Genomic DNA, 17,729 nt, shown 5'->3' with positions numbered 1-17,729 from the left:
CTCCTTTGAAAAGGACGGAATATCGCAAAATAAATCAAGCTCCCCCTTGCAACCCGTATTGCAAGAGGGGCTTTTTGTTTTTTACAGGACTGATTTAAAAAACGATTCATACCAGACCCAAGCCCTTAAAAATGGATGAAGCCGTGTATTGGGGCAACAATAATGTTACATTACAGGAGGGGACAACACGTGACAAAATATATCTTTGTAACAGGCGGGGTCGTTTCCTCGCTGGGAAAAGGGATTACTGCGGCATCGCTCGGGCGGTTGTTAAAAAACCGCGGGTTGAATATTACGATCCAGAAATTTGACCCGTATATTAATGTTGATCCGGGGACGATGAGCCCGTACCAGCACGGGGAAGTGTTTGTAACGGACGACGGCGCGGAAACCGACCTTGACCTCGGCCATTATGAACGTTTTATTGACATTAACTTAACAAAATACAGCAGCGTCACGACCGGTAAAGTTTATTCCGAAGTCATCCGGAAAGAACGACGCGGCGAATATCTCGGCGGCACCGTACAGGTCATCCCGCATATTACCAATGAAATCAAAGAACGTGTCTTTCGTGCTGGAAAAGTAACCAATGCAGATGTCGTCATCACCGAAATCGGCGGGACGGTCGGTGATATTGAATCGCTTCCGTTCCTGGAAGCAATCCGGCAAATCAAAACGGACGTGGGGATTGACAATGTCATGTACATCCATTGTACATTAATTCCTTATTTAAAAGCATCGGGCGAAATGAAGACGAAGCCGACGCAGCATAGCGTAAAAGAATTGCGCGGCCTCGGAATCCAGCCAAATGTCATTGTCGTCCGGACGGAAATGCCAATCTCGCAGGATATGAAGGACAAGATTGCATTGTTCTGCGATATCCAGCCGCGTGAAGTAGTCGAATGCATCGATGCCGATACGTTATATGCCATCCCGCTCATGCTGCAGGAGCAAAAACTGGACCAGCTTGTTTGCGACCATTTAAAACTGCAGTGCCCGGAAGCAGATATGGCCGAATGGAGAGGGCTTGTTGACCGGGTGCGCAATCTGAAAAAGACGGTAAAAATTGCGCTTGTCGGCAAATATGTGGCACTCCAGGATGCCTATCTTTCCGTTGCAGAAGCGCTCAAACATGCCGGCTACCAGTTTGATGCAGATATTGATATTGACATGATCAATGCCGAAGAGGTGGACAGGGAAAATGTGGCGGATCTGCTGAAAGATGCGGACGGCATATTAGTGCCGGGCGGTTTCGGCGATCGCGGCATCGAAGGGAAAATTCTTGCCATCCAGTATGCCCGTGAACACAAGATTCCGTTTCTCGGCATCTGCCTTGGTATGCAGCTTGCATCGGTCGAATTTGCCCGCCATGTCCTCGGTTTGAAAGATGCGCACTCCTCGGAGATCAACCCGGATACGCCTTATCCGGTGATTGACCTTTTGCCGGAGCAAAAAGAAATTGAAGACCTCGGCGGTACGCTTCGCCTCGGGCTTTATCCTTGCCGGCTTGTGAAAGGTACGAAAGCGTATGAAGCTTATCAGGATGAAGTCATTTATGAGCGCCACCGCCACCGTTATGAATTTAACAATCAATTCCGTGAACAGATGGAAAATGCCGGGGTCACGTTCTCAGGGACAAGCCCGGACGGCCGGCTCATTGAAATTGTCGAGCTGAAGGACCATCCGTGGTTCGTTGCTTCCCAGTTCCACCCGGAATTTACCTCGCGCCCGACACGCCCGCAGCCTTTGTTTAAAGGGTTTATCGAAGCGTCGATCAAGGGGAAACAATAAACTCGTCCCTTTGGAAGTGCTCCATTTTTCCAAAGGCACCTAAATGAAAAAAGCGGTGAGAGACCATTATGCTTGGTTTCTCACCGCTTTTTTGCATCCCGTTTTTTTTCATACAAAAGCCCGGAATTTTTTTCGGGTTTTTTATAAAAAACCATTGACGGAGAAGTGTATGAACGATATGATACACATATCAGCTGTATGAATGTATTAATACGATCATTTTGACGTTCGTGTATGAAGCCCTTCATACACATGGAGAGATGAAAAAGGATGGGGGCGATTCAGATCATCGCAGAGATTAAATGGAATAACCGCGATCCTGTCTACATCCAGGTTATCCACTATTTTAAAACCCGGATTGCGTCAGGGAGCCTTGAGGCGGGACAGGAAATTCCATCGCGGCGCGAACTTGCAGCCATGTTAAAAATCAATCCGAATACCGCGCAAAGAGCGTATAAAGAAATGGAGGAGCAAGGTTTGATCCACACAGAACGCAATCTTCCGAGCCGGATTACAACAGACCGGGAAGTGCTTGCCCGGGTACGGGAAGAACTGATCCAGTCAGCATTGGCTGATTTTCTGGATGCGATCCGCCCGATGGACATTCCGCTGGAGGAGCTATTGGAGCTGGTAAAAAGGCAATACCGCGGGCAAAAGGGGGGCCGGGCATGATTGAAGTTATGGAAGTTACGAAAAAATACGGGCGAAAAAAAGTGCTTGATTCGCTTTCTTTTACAGCAGAAAAAGGGGAAATTACCTGTTTGATCGGGGTGAACGGGACAGGCAAAACAACCACTTTAAAAGCGATTGCAGGGCTTGTCCCGGTCAGCAAAGGAAAGATTCTGATCGACGGGGAACCGTACAACAAACATATTTACGAGAAGCTGGCATTCATTCCGGATGCGCCCATCATGCTGCCGCGGATGAAAATCAAAGATGCCATTCTTTTTATGCGAGATTATTATCCGGACTGGAATGCATTGCGCGCAAAAGACTTGCTTTATTTTTTCAAACTGAATGAAAATGACCGGATCGGTGACCTTTCGAAAGGAAACATGGCAAAAGTGAATTTGCTGCTTGGGCTATCGCTCGATGTCGATTATGTGCTGATGGATGAACCTTTTTCGGGCATTGATATTTTCAGCCGGGAACAAATTGCAGATGTGTTCGCAAGCGGCCTGGTTGAAAACCGCGGGGTGTTGATTACCACACATGAAATCAACGATATTGAGCATCTATTGGACAAAGTGGTGCTGCTCGGGGACGGGAAGGTTTTAAAAGAATTTTACACGGAAGACATTCGCCAAAGCGAAGGGAAATCCGTTGTCGATATAATGAGGGAGGTATACCGGCAATGAAAAGTTTTGTAAAACTCGTCAACTTCGAAATCAACCGTTTTGCGAAAATCTACTGGTCTTTGGTTGCAATCACCATCCTTTCACAATTTACGGCCGTTTTTTTGACGATGCATCGTTACATCACTAAAGCAAATGAGATCATGTATCATCAGTCACTGCCAAAGCTGGCATACGTAAAGCATTATGGTTCGATCGGCTTTATCGACTGCTTTGGTTCGATTTGGTTCATGGGGCCGATTGCGCTTTGTGCGGCGGCCATGATGTTTTATATATTCCTGATTTGGTACAGGGACTGGTACGGTAAGCATACGTTTATATACCGGCTTTTGATGCTTCCTGTTGAAAGATGGAATCTCTATTTGGCGAAAGCGGCAAGCATTTTGCTGATGGTGTTTGGATTTGTTGCTGTTCAGATTGTTTTGCTGCCGGTTGAACATTTCTTTTTTAATGCTATTACACCGGGCATTTACAGGATGGATATGACGGTCATAGATGCTGTCTTAAGTTTTCCCTTGTTTAACCTGCTCCTTCCTAGTACAGTGATAGACTTTCTCTTACATTACGGGTTAGGGTTTACAGTGGTCCTTGTGATCTTTACGGCCATCTTATTGGAAAGAAGTTTCCGCATGAAGGGGGTCTTGCTCGGCCTGCTTTTCGGCTTTCTCTCGTTCGTTTTATTTTGGACGCCGGATTTCCTCTTTGATATATTGCTGCCCGGTGTTTTGTACCAATCGGAATTGTTATGGATTGAAGTGGCCATGACTGCCATCATCGCGGGGTATTCCATCCTGCTGGGGGGATACTTGATCAAATACAAAGTAACGGTGTAAGGGAGAGATACGATGAGACGCTATATAAATTTATTGGTGATTGTGGTTGCGGTTGTGGCGGCGATTCCCTTTTTTTACACCGCATTGGCCGCTGACAAGGATCCGGGGCTTATGCTGAAAAAGATAAGCGGAAATGAAAAAGAAATCCGAAATGTTAAAATCACTGCTCTGGATAACCAGGAAGAACCATTTGAATCGCATGTTTTCGATTACTTCATCTGGAAGCCGCTATTTAGGAAGGGAATCTTCTTTTTCGCTACTAGATGAAGACCCCGATTGGTACAAGCAGTATGTCAAGCAGTACCCCCGATTTATGAGGGGAAAGACCAATCAAGGCGGCTTTTATGAGGATAGACAAATGATTGCTTATGCGGACATCATTCCGCAGCCGCTTCACCGGTTCGATAAAGAACTGTATGTCGAGGTGCTGGATAAGAAAACAAGAAAAACAGAAACAATGAAGAGGAAGGTGCAGGGTTTTTCAAAACAATCTTTTCCATCGGTTTGGGATGTGCAAAAAACCGGGAATGAGCTGAAAGTAGCGGCAGCCACAGATGGAGATATCCGCGTATATCGTGTCAGCCTGCCGGACAAGAAAATAACCGGAGGCAAATGGATTACACAAAGAGGACAGACGGGGAGAATGGCTCAATATACCCAGCTCGCAGAAACCGACATGAACAAGCCCAACCATATACTGGCATATCAAGAAGAGAAAGTGGACGATGACGGTTCAGTAAAGGAAATGAATACCGTCATTTACAAATATTACACAAATGAAACGAAAAAACTCAAGCCACCGATAAACATTCCGCTGCGAAACCGCGATAATTGGAAATATGTTTACAACGGAAAGACGGTTTATATGGCAACCGGGGGAAAGAAAGGAGGCGCGCGCCTTTTAACCTTTGACGGGAATGGAAAGCTGAAAGCAGACAAGACATTTGCTATCAAGTACCAGAGTACGGGCAACCCCATCCCTGAAATCAAAAACGGCAGGTTGTACTTCCTTATCCCGAACGATTCCCGGGAAAAAGCGTGTCTCCTGTATGTGTTTGACATTTCAAGCGGCAAGCAGCTGTACAGTGGAAAAGTGGTTCAAAAAGGAAAACGAATTAACCCCCGGTATGTGGAAGGGGTTAAGTTGACGATAGAATAAAAGGGGGGCCTTCCCCTTTTATTTTTTTTGCCGCTTTTCCGCCTCCGTCTATGATCATTTAATTTGCCACTTGCATAAGCAGGAAAAAAGGAACAAGAAGTAGAAATAGTTTAACATACATAAAGCAAGTGAGTAATGCCAGGCAAAAATACATACAAATTTTGTTAAAACTGATCAGCTGATGGAGGAGAAAAATGAGAGAGCCGAATATTTTAATTGTTGACGACCAATTTGGCATCCGGGTTTTGCTTACGGAAGTGCTGCAGAAAGAGGGCTATGAAACCTTTCAGGCGGCAAACGGCCCCCAGGCACTTTCCCTGGCTGCAAACCATGAAATCGACCTTGTCTTGCTGGATATGAAAATCCCCGGCATGGACGGCATTGAAATTTTAAAAAAGCTGAAAGAAATGAAACCGGATATCCGGGCCATCATTATGACCGCTTACGGCGAACTGGACTTGATTGAGAAAGCGAAGGAGCTCGGGGCGCTGACCCATTTTGCAAAGCCGTTTGATATTGACGACATCCGCAAGGCAGTGAAAAAATATTTGGCAATGTAAGCGCATGAAGTGAAAAAAGTGCTAAACCGTAAAATTTTGATAATTTTATTTCTTTTTACCGACAAATAAAGTTCATTGGTAAATGCCGGTTTTGTTTGTTATGATTGTTAAGGAATGATCAATAGGCTAGTATGATGTTATGAAGATTGTATATCATAAAAATGATAACCTCGGGCAATCTTTTTAACGCAAATGATAAGGAGGAAAATTCATGCCTTTAGTTTCCATGACTGAAATGCTGAATAAAGCAAAAGAAGGGAAATATGCGGTAGGGCAATTCAACGTCAATAACCTTGAATACGCCCAGGCCATTCTGATGGCTGCAGAAGAAGAAAAATCCCCGGTCATCCTCGGTGTTTCCGAAGGAGCAGGCCGTTACATGAGCGGTTTTAAAACCGTTGTAAAAATGGTTGAAGGATTAATGGAAGACTTGAACGTCACGGTTCCGGTCGCGATCCATCTTGACCACGGTTCAAGCTTTGAAAATGCAAAGAAAGCCATTGATGCAGGCTTTACTTCTGTAATGATCGACGCTTCCCACCATCCGTTTGATGAAAACGTGGAAATTACTTCTAAAGTGGTGGAATATGCGCATGCCCACGGCGTATCTGTGGAAGCAGAACTCGGCACTGTCGGCGGCCAGGAAGACGATGTTGTCGGAAAAGGCATCATTTATGCGGATCCTGAAGAATGTAAAAAGCTGGTTGACGCGACCAAAATCGACGCTTTAGCACCGGCTCTTGGTTCGGTTCACGGCCCTTACCACGGCGAACCAAACCTTGGCTTCAAAGAAATGGAAGAAATCAGCAAAATTACCGGCATGCCGCTTGTACTTCACGGCGGGACAGGCATCCCTGAAGCTGATATTAAAAAAGCTATTTCTTTAGGTACTGCGAAAATCAACGTGAATACGGAAAACCAAATTGCTTCCGCGAAAACGGTTCGTGAAGTATTGGCAGCTGATCCGGATGTATACGATCCGCGCAAATACCTCGGGCCTGCACGCGAAACGATTAAACAAACCGTTATCGGCAAAATCCGCGAGTTCGGTTCTAACCAAAAAGCATGATCGTTTTAGATTAGCCGAGAACACGCATGCCTTAAGGATGAGTGTTCAAGATAAAAAAGGTCTGGCGCTGCCCCGTGCGTGCCGGGCTTTTTTGGTATGGCGTTTTAAAATGCGAATGGCTTCAGGCGTTTAGATTTGGGCTTTTTTAGGGAAACAAGGTTCAAACGCCCGAAACAAGAGGGTTTATAGTTTTTTTGGATAGGCACCAGTGAAAAAAACGGTTGTTTTTCTGAACTTTCTTTTCGTTCCGTGGTATAGTGGAAATGGATACATAGGAACCATAAAAGGAGATGGAAGCAGAATGAAATTTTTTATTGATACTGCCAATTTCGAGGAAATCAAAACCGCAAATGAATGGGGGATTTTGTCCGGTGTAACGACAAATCCGTCGCTTGTGGCAAAGGAAAATGTTTCATTCCATGACCGGTTAAAAGAAATTACGGCGCTCGTGCCTGGTTCTGTCAGTGCTGAAGTCGTTTCCGAAGATGCGGAAGGTATGGTGAAAGAAGGAAAGGAACTGGCGGCTATTGCTCCGAATATTACAGTCAAAGTGCCGATGACGCCGGAAGGAATGAAAGCCGTTCATCAATTGGCACAGGCAGGCATCCGCACAAATGTTACCTTGGTTTTCAGCAGCAATCAGGCGCTTTTGGCGGCAAGAGCGGGTGCAACGTATGTTTCGCCGTTCCTTGGCAGGCTGGATGATATCGGTCATGACGGCATCCACCTGATTTCCGAGATTGCCGAAATTTTTTCCATCCATCAAATTGATACGGAAATTATCGCAGCTTCGATCCGCCACCCGCAACATATTACACAAGCGGCGCTCGCAGGGGCGCATATCGCAACCGTCCCGTTTAAAGTGCTCACACAGCTGTTCAAGCATCCATTAACGGACAAAGGGATTGAACAATTTACACGCGACTGGAACAGCCGTACAGCAAAATAACGGAAATATTTAAAATTGCTCTTTATTTCTTGCTTTCTCCGGGACAGTTTGATTTTCCGCCTGTTCGGCAATCCTGTTGCTGGGATTCATATTGTTTTTCGGGGCTTTCGGACTCAGTTTGCGAACGGCCATTTACAGCCGGAATGTACATCCATACCCGCTAAAGAAGGGAGCTTAATATGGAAAAGCTAAAAATTGCCGGGGGATATCCTTTGAAAGGCACCATTAAAGTGAGCGGCGCAAAAAACAGCGCTGTCGCTTTAATACCTGCTACCATCCTCGCGGAATCTCCTGTAACAATAGAAGGCTTGCCTGAAATTTCCGATGTCCGAACATTGACCGGCCTGCTGGAAGAGATCGGGGCAACGGTTACGTCAGAGGACGGGGAAATTACGGTCGATCCCCGCCATATGATCTCGATGCCGCTGCCCAATGGCAGGGTGAAGAAACTGCGTGCCTCATACTATTTAATGGGCGCGATGCTCGGCAGGTTCAAAAAAGCTGTCATCGGGCTGCCGGGCGGGTGCCATCTCGGACCGCGGCCGATCGACCAGCATATTAAAGGTTTTGAAGCATTGGGCGCAAAAGTGACAAATGAGCAGGGTGCCATCTATTTAAGGGCGGATGAATTGAAAGGTGCCCGTATTTATCTGGACGTTGTCAGTGTCGGGGCAACGATCAATATTATGCTGGCTGCCGTTAAAGCAAAGGGAAGGACAATCATTGAAAACGCTGCAAAAGAGCCGGAAATCATTGACGTAGCCACACTTTTGACAAATATGGGCGCAAAAATTAAAGGCGCCGGAACAGATGTCATCCGGATTGAAGGCGTAGACCATTTGAGCGGCTGCCGGCATACGATTATTCCGGACAGGATCGAAGCCGGTACGTTTATGATCCTGGCGGCGGCCGCGGGTGAAGGAGTACTTGTTGACAATGTCATTCCGCATCATCTCGAGTCGCTGACCGCAAAGCTCAGGGAAATGGGCATACCTGTGGAAACCGGGGATGAACAGATTTTTATCGGGAAAGCAGACAAGCTGAAACCCGTTGATATTAAAACGCTCGTTTATCCGGGGTTTCCGACAGATCTGCAACAACCGTTCACCACGCTTCTGACAAGAGCAGAAGGGACGTCCATCGTAACCGATACAATTTATTCCGCCCGCTTTAAACATATTGACGAGTTGCGGAGAATGAGCGCCAATATTAAAGTGGAAGGACGGTCTGCGATTGTAAACGGTCCGGTCCGGCTTCAAGGGGCAAAGGTGAAAGCGAGTGATTTGCGTGCGGGTGCTGCCCTTGTCATTGCCGGCCTGATGGCAGAAGGCGTGACAGAAGTGACAGGCGTTGAACATATCGACCGCGGATACAGCTGCCTCGTGGAAAAACTAACCGGACTTGGTGCTGCTGTTTGGCGGGAAGGCATGTCCGAAAAGGAGATGGAACACCTGAACCATTCCTAGCGAACAACTGCCGGCTCCCCCATAAATAGAAAAAAACAGAGAAATTATGACACAATAATTTTTTAAATGTGATATACTAATTAAAAATCTATTTATGGGGGTAGTGAAATTGGAAAGAAGTTTGTCAATGGAATTGGTTCGCGTCACGGAAGCTGCAGCACTTGCATCCGCAAGATGGATGGGGCGCGGATTGAAAGATGAAGCGGATGATGCGGCAACGTCCGCGATGCGTGATGTGTTCGACACCATTCCGATGAAAGGCACTGTCGTCATTGGTGAAGGGGAAATGGATGAAGCACCAATGCTGTACATCGGGGAAAAACTCGGGAACGGATACGGCCCCCGCGTTGACATTGCAGTTGACCCGCTGGAAGGAACGAATATTCTTGCATCCGGCGGCTGGAATGCGCTCAGTGTGCTGGCGATAGCAGATCACGGACATTTGCTCCATGCGCCGGATATGTACATGGATAAAATTGCTGTCGGCCCTGAAGCAGTCGGCATGATTGATATTAATGCGCCGATTATCGATAATTTAAAAGCTGTGGCAAAGGCAAAAAATAAAGATATCGAGGATGTGGTGGCAACAGTTCTGAACCGTCCGCGCCATGAAGAAATTATTGCGCAGCTCCGTGCTGCAGGCGCCCGGATCAAACTGATCAATGACGGGGATGTGGCAGCTGCCATTAACACGGCATTCGACCATACCGGTGTAGATATTTTGTTCGGATCGGGCGGCGCGCCGGAAGGGGTTATTTCAGCAGTTGCGCTGAAATGCCTCGGCGGCGAGATCCAGGGACGCCTTCTGCCGCAAAACGACGCGGAGCAAGAACGCTGCCTGAGCATGGGGGTTGACATCAATAAAGTGCTGATGATGGACGACCTTGTGAGCGGGGATGACGCCATTTTTGCTGCGACCGGCGTAACCGACGGGGAACTTTTGCGCGGTGTCCAATTTAAGGGCCAGTACGGATCCACCCATTCTGTCGTCATGCGTGCAAAGTCGGGGACGGTCCGCTTTATTGAAGGGCAGCACAGTCTGAAGAAAAAGCCGAACCTTGTGATCAAAGCGTAAATCTCCGGGGGACCATGCAGCTATAGCGGCGGGGGAAGGGCGGAAGTGCCGCCTTCCCTCCCATTTTCAACAAAGTTTTTTACCTCTTATGCTATTTTTAGTTGATTTCTCTTCTGTTTCAGGGTTAAAATGATTATGATTTTATTTATAAATATTCAATTGTTTGTCTTCTTTTTCTTCCGTACATGGTGCGGCTCCATAGATGCACGTGCTGCAACATTGCCTCTTTGCAGACAGCTCATGTTTTCTATCTATGCGCAAAGCAAAACTGTGGATGTTCATATCTTGCCTTCACATTCCTTTATTTTTAGCCTGTTCTGTTCCATTGGTATACCGGTATAGTTTTAAGCGCCGGGAACAAATGGAAAATTTTGATGTAACGGAAGAAACAGACTGCTCTACCCGACTGTAAATTGAAAAAGTGTGGTGTTTTTATGGAAAGTTTATCAATATCAAGTCTGGAAAATATGACGTTAAAAGAGCTTTATGCCCTTGCAAGAGAGTATAAAGTATCCTACTATAGCAAACTGACGAAAAAAGAGTTAATTTTTGCGATTTTAAAAGCACGGGCAGAGCAAGAAGGGTATTTCTTTATGGAAGGCGTGCTCGAAATCATCCAGTCGGAAGGATTCGGATTCCTGCGCCCGATCAACTACTCCCCAAGTTCGGAGGACATTTATATTTCTGCTTCGCAAATCCGCCGCTTTGATTTAAGAAACGGCGATAAGGTTTCCGGCAAAGTCCGGCCGCCGAAAGAAAACGAACGCTATTACGGCTTGCTGCATGTGGAAGCGGTAAACGGCCAAAACCCGGAAACCGCTAAGGAACGGGTTCATTTTCCGGCTCTGACGCCGCTTTATCCGAACCGGCAGATTATCCTTGAAACGGCTCCCGAAAAACTGTCCACCCGGATTATGGATTTAATCACCCCGGTTGGTTTCGGGCAGCGCGGTTTGATTGTGGCGCCGCCGAAAGCCGGTAAAACGATGCTGCTGAAAGAAATTGCCAACTCTATTACCGTGAACCATCCTGATGCGGAATTGATCGTTCTGTTGATTGATGAACGGCCGGAAGAAGTAACAGATATTGAACGTTCCGTGCATGCGGATGTCGTCAGCTCGACCTTTGACGAAGTGCCGGAAAACCATATCAAGGTTGCGGAACTCGTATTGGAAAGAGCGATGCGCCTTGTCGAGCATAAGCGCGATGTCGTCATTTTAATGGACAGCATTACGCGCCTCGCACGCGCCTATAACCTTGTGATTCCGCCGAGTGGGAGAACGCTTTCAGGCGGGATTGACCCGGCTGCGTTCCATCGTCCGAAACGGTTTTTCGGGGCGGCGCGTAATATTGAAGAAGGCGGCAGCCTGACAATTTTGGCCACCGCGCTAGTCGATACCGGATCACGCATGGATGATGTGATTTATGAAGAATTTAAAGGCACCGGGAACATGGAGCTCCATCTTGACCGCTCCCTCGCTGAAAAGCGCGTTTTCCCGGCCATCGACATCCGCCGTTCCGGTACAAGGAAAGAAGAACTGCTGCTTTCGAAAGACCATCTCGAAGTGCTGTGGGCGATCCGCAAATCGATGTCCGATTCTCCGGATTTTGTCGAAAAATTCTTGCGCAAGCTGAAACAATCCAAAACAAACGACGAGTTTGTGGAAATGATCAAAGCAGACTTGAAAGTATCATCGTCAAGGCGTGTAATATAAGGAAAAATAAGGAAGAACTTTTTTCAGGCAGTGATGTTGCATTTCCACTTCGGACTTGCTATACTAAGCATAGTGTGTTTATGAAATTTTACAGGTCGTGTCCCGTAAAACAATAGAACTCTGTTTCGCAATGACTCAGGGCTGAAGGAGATGAAAAGCATGAAACCAGGAATTCATCCAGAATACAAAAAAGTAATGGTCAAATGTGCGTGCGGCAACGAATTCGAAAGTGGTTCTGTAAAAGATGAACTGCGCGTGGAAGTATGTTCCGAATGCCATCCATTCTATACAGGACGCCAAAAATTCGCGACTGCTGACGGACGTGTTGATCGCTTTAATAAAAAATACGGACTTAAATAAAAGAATCCATGAAAAACAGGCGATGCGTTTGCCTGTTTTTTTTATGGGATTCCGGTTTGCCCGGACGGATTTTTCTGATCCTAAAACCATATTTGTTGAAATAAGGAGCGGGAACGATGGCACAGCTATTTTTCAGATACGGCGCAATGAACAGCGGCAAATCGATTGAAATATTGAAAGTTGCCCATAACTATGAAGAACAGAATAAACCGGTCCTTATCTTTACATCGGGTATCGATACGCGCGATGAAGAAGGCTATATTTCAAGCAGAATCGGTTTGCGCAGGAAGGCGATCCCGATCTACGATGATACGGATATTTTTGAAATGGTGAAAGGGTACAATCCCCCGCCATACTGCGTCCTGATCGATGAAGTCCAGTTTTTGAAAAAAAGACATGTGCTGCAGCTTGCCCGTATTGTCGATGATTTGCATATCCCGGTAATGGGGTTTGGCCTTAAAAATGATTTTCAAAATGAACTTTTTGAGGGCAGCAAATACATGCTTTTGTATGCGGATAAAATCGAAGAAATGAAAACGATCTGCTGGTTTTGCGAGCGGAAGGCGACGATGAATTTGCGCGTCGATGAGAACGGGAAGCCGGTGTATACAGGGGACCAGATCCAGATCGGCGGGAATGACACGTATTATCCTGTTTGCCGCAAATGCCACGACCATCCGCCGCTGTGACGGCACGTGGTCCGTAAATAAACCTCCGTCCGAAGGGAAACCTACTGGAAAAGGAGGTTTTTTTTATGGCAAAACAGCTGATTTTCCTCTGCCTGGCCATGCTGCTCTTAGCAGGTTGTACGGCCCAAAACCGGACCCGTGAAGCTGCGCCGGATCGTATTGAGACGAGGCCGTTAAGCACGGCGGATACGCAAAAGGCCGGGCAAAGAAACGGGGATGCTGGCAGGGCAACCGCTGTAAATGCGGATATCGAAAGGGTGCGGGAAGCGGTTTGGAAGATGGACAGCGCCGTCCCCCATTCGGTATATGTGAACGGGAAAGATATGTGGGTCAATGTTCACACGGAGGAACAGCTGAACCACAGGGAAAGAATGAAAAAAGCAGCGGACATCCGCAGCCAGCTTTTGAAAGTGGCGCCCCGCTACAACGTTCATGTCCGAATAGACGTGAAATAGGAAATCATCCCGGAAAAAGGCGTTTCAGCAGCTGTTTTCATGTTCCGCTTTAAGTTTCCCCGTGCGTATACTATAATAAATTTGTTATGTCTGAGGGCGGATTTTGCTGTTATCGGAACGGGAATACGTTGTGAAATGAGGTGGGGTTCGATGTTCGATCGGTTGCAGGCCGTGGAAGACCGGTACGAAAAGCTGAACGAGTTGTTAAGTGATCCTGAGATCGTCAATGATCCGAAAAAACTGCGGGAGTATTCGAAGGAGCAGTCGGATTTACAGGAAACCGTGCAGGTGTACCGTGAATATAAAGAAGTGCAAAAACAGCTCCAGGATGCAAAGTCGCTTCTTTCGGAAAAACTCGATCCTGAAATGAAGGACATGGTGAAAGAAGAGATCCATGAGCTCGAGTCAAAAATCCCGGAATATGAAGAGCGCCTGAAAATTTTGCTCCTGCCGAAAGACCCGAATGACGAAAAAAACGTAATTGTGGAAATCCGCGGGGCAGCAGGCGGGGATGAGGCCGCGTTGTTTGCAGGCGACCTGTACCGCATGTACATGCGTTATGCCGAATCGCAAGGCTGGAAAATCGATGTGATTGAAGCCAATGTCACGGGGATCGGCGGGTACAAAGAAATTGTGTTTATGGTGAACGGCAAGGGTGCGTATTCGAAATTGAAGTTTGAAAACGGGGCTCACCGGGTGCAGCGTGTGCCGGAAACGGAATCGGGCGGGCGTATCCATACGTCAACGGCAACGGTTGCGGTTTTGCCGGAAGCGGAGGAAGTCGAAGTGGATATCAATGAGAAAGATATCCGGGTCGATACATTTGCATCAAGCGGGCCGGGCGGGCAAAGCGTCAACACGACGATGTCAGCTGTGCGCCTGACCCATATTCCGACCGGGATTGTCGTGTCTTGCCAAGATGAGAAATCGCAGATCAAAAATAAAGAAAAAGCGATGAAAGTGCTGCGTGCCCGTATTTATGATAAATTTCAGCAGGAAGCGCAGGCGGAATATGACGCCAACCGGAAATCTGCCGTTGGAACGGGGGATCGTTCCGAGCGGATCCGTACGTACAATTTTCCGCAAAATCGTGTGACGGACCACAGGATCGGGTTAACGATCCAAAAGCTTGACCAGGTGCTTGATGGCAAACTCGATGAAATCATTGATGCCCTTATCCTTGAAGACCAGTCAAAAAAACTGGAGCGTGTGAATGGCTGATGGAAAGGAACATAAAAGTGTATGAAGCCTTGCAGTGGGCTTCTTCTTTTTTAACGGAAAACGGCCGCGACGCGCAAGCCGGGGAGATCTTGCTCGGACATTTTCTGGATATGGATCGCACCCGCCTGCTTTCCAACTTGCGGATGGCATTGCCTCCGGATGTGGAGGCGAAGTTCCGGCAAGCAACAGAAGCCCATGCAAAAGGGGTTCCGGTCCAGCATATCACGGGCTATGAAACCTTTTATGGACGGAAATTTTTTGTCAACGGGGATGTGCTTATTCCGCGCCCGGAAACGGAAGAATTGGTGCAGGGCGCAATCGGACGGATTCGCCGTCATTTCGGGGAAACAAAAGGGCTTACATTGGCAGATATCGGGACAGGAAGCGGCATTATCGCGACCACAATTAAATTGGAGTTTCCGGAGCTTTTGGTGTACGCCTCCGATATTTCGGAAAAAGCGCTTGCCGTAGCTGAAAAAAACGCTGAAGCCCTGCATGCGGATATCCGGTTTGTGCACGGAGATCTGCTCCAACCGTTTATACACGGCGAGAAATTGGACATTGTTTTATCCAATCCGCCGTATATCCCGGAAACGGACCGGGGCTCGTTATCCGTTGTGGTGCGCGACCATGACCCGGAAACGGCCCTGTTTGGCGGAGAAGACGGCCTTGCGTTTTACCGGCGCTTTATGGAAACATTGCCGTCTGTTTTAAACAAGCGGGCGCTCGTCGGTTTTGAAATCGGGTCAGGCCAGGGGGAGCGCGTTTCCTGCCTGTTGCGGGATACATTTCCGGAAAGCGTTGTGGAAGTCGTCCGCGATATCAATGGCCATGAGCGGATGGTGTTTTGCGAAAAAAATTAGCTTTTTTTCAGATTCATAGTTTAAAATCCCCTGTTCCTGCCCACAATGGGAATATGAAGGGACGGGGGAAGAAAATGAAAAGAAAAACAGTGGTTTCATTGTATATTTTCATGTTATCGATCGCAACGATCATCAGTTTATATGCACCGAAACAAAAAGCGGTGGAGGCTGAAACCATCGTTATTCCGAAAGATGCGATCCGGCTGCGCATTCTGGCAAACAGTGACAAGCCGGAAGACCAGGCAGTAAAACGGAAAATCCGCGATGAAGTAAATACGAACATCGCCAAATGGGTAGGCCACTTAAATTCCAAAAAAGAAGCGGAAAAAGTCATCCGCTCCCACTTGCCGGAAATTGAAAGCATTGCAAGAAGGGTGATGGCGGAAGAACAGCTGGACGAACCGGTAAAAGCCGAACTTGGTAAGGTCGCCTTTCCGACAAAATTATACGGCCAGTACTTATATCCGGCCGGGAAGTATGAAGCGGTTTTGATTACGCTTGGGGAAGGCAAGGGCGCCAATTGGTGGTGCGTCCTGTATCCGCCCCTCTGTTTTCTCGATTTTTCCAACGGCGTTGCAACAGCTGGCGGGAGTGAAGAAAAGAAATCGGAAACAAAGAAGGTTGCGACTTCCAATGCCCGCACAAAACCTGCGGAAGAGCCGGCAGCTGAAAAAGTGAACCGGAAACCGCATGAAAATCAACCAGCGGCACAAGACCGCAAAACGAAACAGCCAGTCGGTGAAACAGCAAACCACACTAGCGCTGTTTACGCCGGAGAGGATGGCGAGGTGGAGAAAAAGCTGCTGATTGTGAAAGTGATCAAAGAACTGTTTTAACATTTTCCACCCGGATTGTGGAAAAGCCGGACAAACGGGCTGGAACAAAGACGGGTTATCAACAAAATGCGAAGTATTATCCACAAGTTGTGGATAATACTTGTTTCATTTTTCGAACTTTTGTATACTTGCCGGGAGAAAACTTGATAAATAAATATCCTGGCAGGACCGATGATTGGATGGAGAAAGGTGAAAAAGAATGGAAACAAAATACTGGGTTGTGGATAAAACTGTGGAGAATCCCGGTGCTTATCCACAACTTGCAGAAGCAGCGCAGTTACTGAAAGAGAAGCAGACAGTCGCTTTTCCGACTGAAACGGTATACGGTTTAGGAGCCGATGCAACAAGCGATGAAGCGGTGGATAAGATTTTCAAGGCAAAAGGAAGGCCATCCGATAATCCGCTGATTGTCCACATTGCGGAGGAAAAGCAGCTGGAAGAATTGGCGGAAGAAATACCGGAAACGGCGAAAGTGCTGATGAAAGCTTTTTGGCCGGGCCCGCTTACGCTCGTTGTAAAAGTAAAGAAAGGGGCATTGTCCGAAAAGGTGACGGCCGGGCTGGACACGGTCGGGATCCGCATGCCCCGGCATCCGGTTGCACTGGCGCTTATTCGCATGAGCGGGCTGCCGATTGCCGCCCCGAGCGCCAACCGGTCCGGCAAGCCGAGCCCGACATTAGCTCGCCATGTCCGGGAAGACCTTGCCGGTAAAATTGCCGGCATTGTGGACGGCGGAGAAACGGGTGTCGGAGTGGAATCGACCGTGCTCGATGTGACAGCGGAAGTGCCTGTGATTTTGCGCCCGGGCGGTGTTACGAAAGAACAGCTCGAAGAACGGATTGGAAAAGTGAGGCTTGATCCGGGACTTAAGGGAACTGGTGCTGGCGCCCGGCCGAAAGCACCCGGCATGAAATATACGCATTATGCGCCAGATGCGCCGGTTTATCTTGTGGATGGCAGCATAGCTTTTATGCAGCAAATGATCGATGCGCACCGGAAAAAAGGGGAAGTAACAGGAGCGATTGTGACGGAAGAAACGTCCGGTATCGTCCGTGCTGATGTGGTGGCAGTTTGTGGCAGGCGGGCATCCCTTGAGACCGTTGCCCAGCACTTGTATGATACACTTCGGTCGTTTAATGCGCAAAAAGTGGATGTGATATTTTCTGAAATTTTTCCGCGTGAAGGCATCGGCCGGGCGATTATGAATCGGCTTGAGAAAGCAGCGGGGCATCGTTATGTAAAAGAAGAGGATGTTCAGTAACCCGGACGCTTTTAAACTGCCCTTATCGCTTGGTGCTGTTTTATTGCGGATCGGGTGCGCGGGCGGTTTCGG

The 17,729-nt window shown here is 47.7% G+C and carries 19 protein-coding genes; all 19 read left to right on the top strand.

Going from position 1 to position 17,729, the window contains the following annotated elements; all coding sequences use genetic code 11:
* Nucleotides 1-189 precede the first annotated feature (189 nt).
* Nucleotides 190-1,791 carry a CTP synthase gene (locus ABR335_RS01000; protein ID WP_350346410.1) on the top strand — a complete coding sequence of 534 codons (1,602 nt, stop codon included), beginning with the start codon at nt 190-192 and terminating at the stop codon, nt 1,789-1,791.
* A 270-nt stretch (nt 1,792-2,061) separates the two neighbouring features.
* Nucleotides 2,062-2,463, top strand: coding sequence for a GntR family transcriptional regulator (locus ABR335_RS00995; RefSeq protein ID WP_014096737.1), 402 nt, complete (start codon nt 2,062-2,064; stop codon nt 2,461-2,463).
* Entirely contained in the window at nt 2,460-3,149 is a 690-nt protein-coding gene (locus ABR335_RS00990; RefSeq protein WP_014096738.1) for an ABC transporter ATP-binding protein, read from the top strand. Before ABR335_RS00995 ends, ABR335_RS00990 begins: the two co-directional genes overlap by 4 nt.
* The gene (locus ABR335_RS00985) at nt 3,146-3,979 is read left to right on the top strand and encodes a hypothetical protein (protein WP_350346409.1); all 834 of its coding nucleotides are present in this window, start codon (nt 3,146-3,148) and stop codon (nt 3,977-3,979) included. The genes ABR335_RS00990 and ABR335_RS00985 overlap by 4 nt, the downstream gene beginning before the upstream one ends.
* A gap of 12 nt (nt 3,980-3,991) precedes the next feature.
* Nucleotides 3,992-4,246, top strand: coding sequence for a hypothetical protein (locus ABR335_RS00980; protein ID WP_350346408.1), 255 nt, complete (start codon nt 3,992-3,994; stop codon nt 4,244-4,246).
* A gap of 91 nt (nt 4,247-4,337) precedes the next feature.
* The gene (locus ABR335_RS00975; protein WP_350346407.1) at nt 4,338-5,138 is read left to right on the top strand and encodes a hypothetical protein; all 801 of its coding nucleotides are present in this window, start codon (nt 4,338-4,340) and stop codon (nt 5,136-5,138) included.
* A gap of 194 nt (nt 5,139-5,332) precedes the next feature.
* Nucleotides 5,333-5,698: a response regulator gene (locus ABR335_RS00970; protein ID WP_013860752.1), complete on the top strand. Its 366-nt coding sequence runs from the start codon at nt 5,333-5,335 to the stop codon at nt 5,696-5,698.
* Between the two features lie 211 nt (nt 5,699-5,909).
* Nucleotides 5,910-6,767, top strand: a complete 858-nt coding sequence (locus tag ABR335_RS00965; RefSeq protein ID WP_014096741.1) for a class II fructose-bisphosphate aldolase — start codon at nt 5,910-5,912, stop codon at nt 6,765-6,767.
* Between the two features lie 301 nt (nt 6,768-7,068).
* Nucleotides 7,069-7,716 (top strand): fructose-6-phosphate aldolase, encoded by a 648-nt coding sequence (gene fsa, locus ABR335_RS00960; RefSeq protein WP_014096742.1) that lies wholly within the window; start codon nt 7,069-7,071, stop codon nt 7,714-7,716.
* Nucleotides 7,717-7,895: 179 nt separating this feature from the next.
* A complete protein-coding gene (locus ABR335_RS00955; RefSeq protein WP_014096743.1) occupies nt 7,896-9,182 on the top strand; it encodes a UDP-N-acetylglucosamine 1-carboxyvinyltransferase in 1,287 nt (428 codons plus the stop codon).
* A gap of 109 nt (nt 9,183-9,291) precedes the next feature.
* Nucleotides 9,292-10,257 (top strand): class II fructose-bisphosphatase, encoded by a 966-nt coding sequence (gene glpX, locus ABR335_RS00950; RefSeq protein WP_014096744.1) that lies wholly within the window; start codon nt 9,292-9,294, stop codon nt 10,255-10,257.
* 434 nt (nt 10,258-10,691) lie between these two features.
* Complete coding sequence (gene rho / locus ABR335_RS00945) at nt 10,692-11,972, top strand: transcription termination factor Rho (protein ID WP_013860747.1); 1,281 nt, start codon at nt 10,692-10,694, stop codon at nt 11,970-11,972.
* A gap of 159 nt (nt 11,973-12,131) precedes the next feature.
* Nucleotides 12,132-12,332, top strand: a complete 201-nt coding sequence (rpmE, locus tag ABR335_RS00940; RefSeq protein WP_013860746.1) for a 50S ribosomal protein L31 — start codon at nt 12,132-12,134, stop codon at nt 12,330-12,332.
* Nucleotides 12,333-12,448: 116 nt separating this feature from the next.
* A complete protein-coding gene (locus ABR335_RS00935; protein WP_014096746.1) occupies nt 12,449-13,021 on the top strand; it encodes a thymidine kinase in 573 nt (190 codons plus the stop codon).
* A gap of 65 nt (nt 13,022-13,086) precedes the next feature.
* Nucleotides 13,087-13,476, top strand: coding sequence for a hypothetical protein (locus tag ABR335_RS00930; protein WP_014096747.1), 390 nt, complete (start codon nt 13,087-13,089; stop codon nt 13,474-13,476).
* A 150-nt stretch (nt 13,477-13,626) separates the two neighbouring features.
* Nucleotides 13,627-14,697 carry a peptide chain release factor 1 gene (gene prfA / locus ABR335_RS00925; protein WP_017550319.1) on the top strand — a complete coding sequence of 357 codons (1,071 nt, stop codon included), beginning with the start codon at nt 13,627-13,629 and terminating at the stop codon, nt 14,695-14,697.
* A gap of 11 nt (nt 14,698-14,708) precedes the next feature.
* Nucleotides 14,709-15,560: a peptide chain release factor N(5)-glutamine methyltransferase gene (prmC, locus tag ABR335_RS00920; protein WP_046721511.1), complete on the top strand. Its 852-nt coding sequence runs from the start codon at nt 14,709-14,711 to the stop codon at nt 15,558-15,560.
* 74 nt (nt 15,561-15,634) lie between these two features.
* Nucleotides 15,635-16,396, top strand: a complete 762-nt coding sequence (gene spoIIR, locus ABR335_RS00915; RefSeq protein WP_046721505.1) for a stage II sporulation protein R — start codon at nt 15,635-15,637, stop codon at nt 16,394-16,396.
* 199 nt (nt 16,397-16,595) lie between these two features.
* Nucleotides 16,596-17,657: an L-threonylcarbamoyladenylate synthase gene (locus tag ABR335_RS00910; RefSeq protein ID WP_014096751.1), complete on the top strand. Its 1,062-nt coding sequence runs from the start codon at nt 16,596-16,598 to the stop codon at nt 17,655-17,657.
* Nucleotides 17,658-17,729: the final 72 nt, after the last annotated feature.

It is taken from the genome of Heyndrickxia faecalis (assembly GCF_040267745.1).
Lineage (GTDB): Bacteria > Bacillota > Bacilli > Bacillales > Bacillaceae_C > Weizmannia > Weizmannia faecalis.
Note: the sequence above shows the minus strand (reverse complement) of the source record. Positions and strands in the feature narration are given on the sequence as shown.

What these genes read in the sequence shown, in the direction of transcription:
- ABR335_RS00995 (WP_014096737.1), top strand. Translation starts at nt 2,062, where the DNA reads ATGGGGGCGATTCAGATCATCGCAGAGATTAAATGGAATAACCGCGAT.
- ABR335_RS00990 (WP_014096738.1), top strand. Translation starts at nt 2,460, where the DNA reads ATGATTGAAGTTATGGAAGTTACGAAAAAATACGGGCGAAAAAAAGTG.
- ABR335_RS00985 (WP_350346409.1), top strand. Translation starts at nt 3,146, where the DNA reads ATGAAAAGTTTTGTAAAACTCGTCAACTTCGAAATCAACCGTTTTGCG.
- ABR335_RS00980 (WP_350346408.1), top strand. Translation starts at nt 3,992, where the DNA reads ATGAGACGCTATATAAATTTATTGGTGATTGTGGTTGCGGTTGTGGCG.
- ABR335_RS00975 (WP_350346407.1), top strand. Translation starts at nt 4,338, where the DNA reads ATGATTGCTTATGCGGACATCATTCCGCAGCCGCTTCACCGGTTCGAT.
- ABR335_RS00970 (WP_013860752.1), top strand. Translation starts at nt 5,333, where the DNA reads ATGAGAGAGCCGAATATTTTAATTGTTGACGACCAATTTGGCATCCGG.
- ABR335_RS00965 (WP_014096741.1), top strand. Translation starts at nt 5,910, where the DNA reads ATGCCTTTAGTTTCCATGACTGAAATGCTGAATAAAGCAAAAGAAGGG.
- fsa (WP_014096742.1), top strand. Translation starts at nt 7,069, where the DNA reads ATGAAATTTTTTATTGATACTGCCAATTTCGAGGAAATCAAAACCGCA.
- ABR335_RS00955 (WP_014096743.1), top strand. Translation starts at nt 7,896, where the DNA reads ATGGAAAAGCTAAAAATTGCCGGGGGATATCCTTTGAAAGGCACCATT.
- rho (WP_013860747.1), top strand. Translation starts at nt 10,692, where the DNA reads ATGGAAAGTTTATCAATATCAAGTCTGGAAAATATGACGTTAAAAGAG.
- rpmE (WP_013860746.1), top strand. Translation starts at nt 12,132, where the DNA reads ATGAAACCAGGAATTCATCCAGAATACAAAAAAGTAATGGTCAAATGT.
- ABR335_RS00935 (WP_014096746.1), top strand. Translation starts at nt 12,449, where the DNA reads ATGGCACAGCTATTTTTCAGATACGGCGCAATGAACAGCGGCAAATCG.
- ABR335_RS00930 (WP_014096747.1), top strand. Translation starts at nt 13,087, where the DNA reads ATGGCAAAACAGCTGATTTTCCTCTGCCTGGCCATGCTGCTCTTAGCA.
- prfA (WP_017550319.1), top strand. Translation starts at nt 13,627, where the DNA reads ATGTTCGATCGGTTGCAGGCCGTGGAAGACCGGTACGAAAAGCTGAAC.
- spoIIR (WP_046721505.1), top strand. Translation starts at nt 15,635, where the DNA reads ATGAAAAGAAAAACAGTGGTTTCATTGTATATTTTCATGTTATCGATC.
- ABR335_RS00910 (WP_014096751.1), top strand. Translation starts at nt 16,596, where the DNA reads ATGGAAACAAAATACTGGGTTGTGGATAAAACTGTGGAGAATCCCGGT.